The following is a 3319-nucleotide window of genomic DNA, read 5'->3' as shown; positions in this document are numbered from 1 at the left end:
GCGCGTGCTCGCTCGCCAGCGCCGCCAGCCTGGCCGCGTCGGTGGCGGCCTCGGCCATCGAGGCCTGCAGGGCGGCCTCGCGGGTGCTGAGCTTCTCGATCTGCCGCTCGATCCGGGTCACGGCCTTGCGGTCCTGACGGGCGACGCTCGAGGCAGAGCGGCCCTCCTCGCGCGGGGCGACGGCGCTGGACTCAGCCTTGGCGCCGGCATCGGCCGCCGCGCGCAGGCGCAGGTACTCCTCGACGCCACCGGGCAGGTGGCGCAGCCGGCCGTCCATGACGGCGTACTGGTGGTCGGTGACGCGCTCGAGGAGGTACCGGTCGTGGGAGACGACCAGCAGCGTCCCCGGCCAGGTGTCCAGGAGGTCCTCGATGGCCGCGAGCATGTCGGTGTCGAGATCGTTCGTGGGCTCGTCGAGGATCAGGACGTTCGGCTCGTCGAGCAGGATGAGCAGCAGCTGCAGCCGTCGGCGCTGCCCGCCGGAGAGGTCCTTGACGGGGGTGGCGAGCTGGACGCTGGTGAACCCGAGCCGCTCCAGCAGCTGGCTGGGCGTCATCTCCTTGCCGCCGGCGACGTAGGTGGTGCGGCTGCGGGCCACGACGTCGCTGACGCGCTCGTCGTCCAGGTCCTCCAGCTCCTCCAGTGACTGCGAGAGGGTGGCGACCCGCACCGTCTTGCCGCGCTTGACTCGGCCGGTGGTCGCCGTGACGTCGCCGGTGACCAGCCCGAGCAGCGTGCTCTTGCCGGCACCGTTGACGCCGAGGATGCCCGTGCGCTCGCCCGGCGCGATGCGCCACTCGATGTCGTGCAGGATCTCGCGGTCGCCGTACGACACCGACACGTCGAGCAGGTCGATGACGTCCTTGCCGAGCCGCGAGGTCGCCATCTGCGCGAGCTCGATCGGGTTGCGCAGCTCGGGCACGTCGGCGATGAGCGCGTTCGCCGCCTCGATGCGGAACTTCGGCTTCGCCGTGCGGGCCGGGGCGCCGCGGCGCAGCCACGCGAGCTCCTTCTTCATGAGGTTCTGGCGCTTGGCCTCCATGGTCGCGGCCTGCCGGTCGCGCTCCATGCGCTGCAGCACGTACGCCGCATACCCGCCCTCGAACGGCTCGACGATGCGGTCGTGCACCTCCCACGTGTCGAGGCTCACCTCGTCGAGGAACCACCGATCGTGCGTCACGACGAGCAACGCGCCCTGGCCGGTCGCCCAGCGGCGCTTGAGGTGCTCGGCGAGCCAGGCGACTCCCCCGATGTCGAGGTGGTTGGTGGGCTCGTCGAGCACGACGATGTCCCACTCCTGGCTCAGGAGCGCGGCGAGCGCGACGCGGCGCCGCTGGCCGCCGCTCAGGTCGTCGACGAGCGTGTCGCCGGGGATGTCCGCGATGAGCCCCGCGAGGACGTCGCGAACGTTGCGATCGCCCGCCCATTCGTGCTCGGGGCGCCCCCCCACGACCGTGTCGAGCACCGTGCGGCCCGTCGCCAGCTCGTCGCCCTGGTCGAGCATCCCGAGGGTGACGCCGCGGCGGCGCGTGACGCGACCGCCGTCCGGCTCCTGCTTGCCGGCGAGGATGCGCAGCAGGGTCGACTTGCCGTCGCCGTTGCGGCCGACGACGCCGATGCGGTCGCCGTCGCCGATGCCGACCGTCACCCCGTCGAGCACGACGCGGGTGGGGTATTCGACGCGGAGCTGCTCGGCTCCCAGCAGGTGGGCCACCCGTCGAGCCTACGGCGCGCGGCGGGGGCCTCCCTACCCGGCAGAATGGGTGCATGTCTTCGACCGATGGTCCCGCCGTGCCCACCGACGACGAGCAGGCGACCGCGCTCGACAACCCCGCCGTCCGCGCGCGCATCCGCCGGGTGCTGCCGTGGACGCTCCTGCTCGCGGCCGGCATCATCCTGCTCGACCAAGGCACGAAGTTCTGGGCCGAGGCCGAGCTCGAGCGCGGTGTCGGCATCCCCGTGATCGGCGAGCTCATCCAGTGGCGGCTCGTCTACAACCCGGGCGCGGCGTTCGGCATCGGCGGCGACTACACGTGGATCCTCTCGCTCGTCGCGGCGATCGCCGTCGTCGGGCTCGCGATCTTCGTCACGCGCCTGTCGAGCGCTCGCTGGGCCATCGCGGCCGGGGCGCTCTTCGGCGGCGCGATCAGCCACCTCGGCGACCGTCTCTTCCGCGAGCCGGGCTTCGCGCGCGGCGAGATCGTCGACTTCATCGACTACGCGGGCTACTTCATCGGCAACGTGGCCGACATCGCGCTCGTGCTCGGCGCCGTCGGCGTCGTGCTGCTGAGCCTGATGGGCGTCAGCCCGCGACGACCCGAGCCCCGTGAACCGGACCCGTCGCACGGATGACCGTGTGACGCCCGGCGCTCAGCTCGACCTGCAGCTCGAGCGCGGCGTCGGCGTCGGCGACGAGGAAGGCGACGGTCGGGCCCGAGCCTGACACGATGCCCGCGAGGGCTCCGGCCTTCTCGCCCGCCTCGAGCGTGCGGGCGAGGCCCGGCTCGAGGTGCAGCGCGGGAGCCTGCAGATCGTTGTGGAGGTACTCGGCGAGCTGGTGCGGGTCGCCCGCGCGCAGCGCCTGGAGAACCTCGATGTCGACGGTCGGCTGCTCGGGGGCGGGAGCGATGTCGTTGACGTGGCGCTCGCGGTGGCGGTCGAGCTCGGCGTAGACCTCGGGCGTCGACAGCCCCGCCTCGGAGAGCGCGAGCACCCAGTGGAACGTTCCCTGCGCGAGCGCGGGCGAGAGCGCGTCGCCGCGGCCCGTGCCGACGGCGGTGCCTCCCATGAGCGCGAACGGCACGTCGGCGCCGAGCTCGGCGGCGAGCGAGTGCAGCTCCTCCCGCCCGAGGCCCGTTCCCCAGAGGTGGTCGCACGCGAGGAGGGTCGCGGCGGCGTCGGCCGAGCCGCCCGCCATCCCGCCGGCGACCGGGATCGACTTGAGGATCTCGACGGCCTCGTGGCCGTGGCGCCCGGTCCGGGCGCGGATCACCTCGAGCGCACGGAAGGCGATGTTGCCGCCGCCGATCGGGACGTCGCCGGCGTCGATGTAGTCGGCGCACTCCAGCTCGAGCGAGGGCACCACCGCGCCGGTGAGGGTGACGTCGTCGTAGAGGCTGATGGCCTGGTAGACGGTGTCGAGCGGGTGGAAGCCGTCGTCACGCACAGCGCCGACGCCGAGGTGGAGGTTGATCTTCGCGGCGGCGCGGACGGAGACGGTGCTCACCACGGCATGCCCTCGGCGATCCGGGCGAAGTCGGCCACGGTGAGCACCTCGCCGCGCGCGGTCGGGTCGATGCCGGCCTGGACGAGGGCGTGC

General features: G+C 73.0%; 3 protein-coding genes. 1 reads left to right on the top strand and 2 read right to left on the bottom strand.

What is annotated here, in order from left to right; all coding sequences use genetic code 11:
- On the bottom strand, window positions 1-1714 hold a 1714-nt coding region (locus tag Q7T15_RS07930), incomplete at its 3' end, for an ABC-F family ATP-binding cassette domain-containing protein (RefSeq protein WP_304695037.1).
- Between the two features lie 53 nt (window positions 1715-1767).
- Here Q7T15_RS07930 and Q7T15_RS07925 point away from each other — a divergent pair.
- Window positions 1768-2352, top strand: coding sequence for a signal peptidase II (locus Q7T15_RS07925; RefSeq protein WP_304695035.1), 585 nt, complete (start codon window positions 1768-1770; stop codon window positions 2350-2352).
- Here Q7T15_RS07925 and Q7T15_RS07920 read toward each other — a convergent pair.
- Entirely contained in the window at window positions 2303-3226 is a 924-nt protein-coding gene (locus Q7T15_RS07920) for a 4-(cytidine 5'-diphospho)-2-C-methyl-D-erythritol kinase (protein ID WP_304695033.1), read from the bottom strand. The two genes, Q7T15_RS07925 and Q7T15_RS07920, sit on opposite strands and share 50 nt — an antisense overlap.
- Window positions 3227-3319 lie beyond the last annotated feature (93 nt).

It is taken from the genome of Microcella sp. (assembly GCF_030645145.1).
GTDB lineage: Bacteria > Actinomycetota > Actinomycetes > Actinomycetales > Microbacteriaceae > Microcella.
This window is presented reverse-complemented; position numbering and strand designations above follow the sequence as displayed.

What these genes read in the sequence shown, in the direction of transcription:
- Q7T15_RS07925 (WP_304695035.1), top strand. Translation starts at nt 1,768, where the DNA reads ATGTCTTCGACCGATGGTCCCGCCGTGCCCACCGACGACGAGCAGGCG.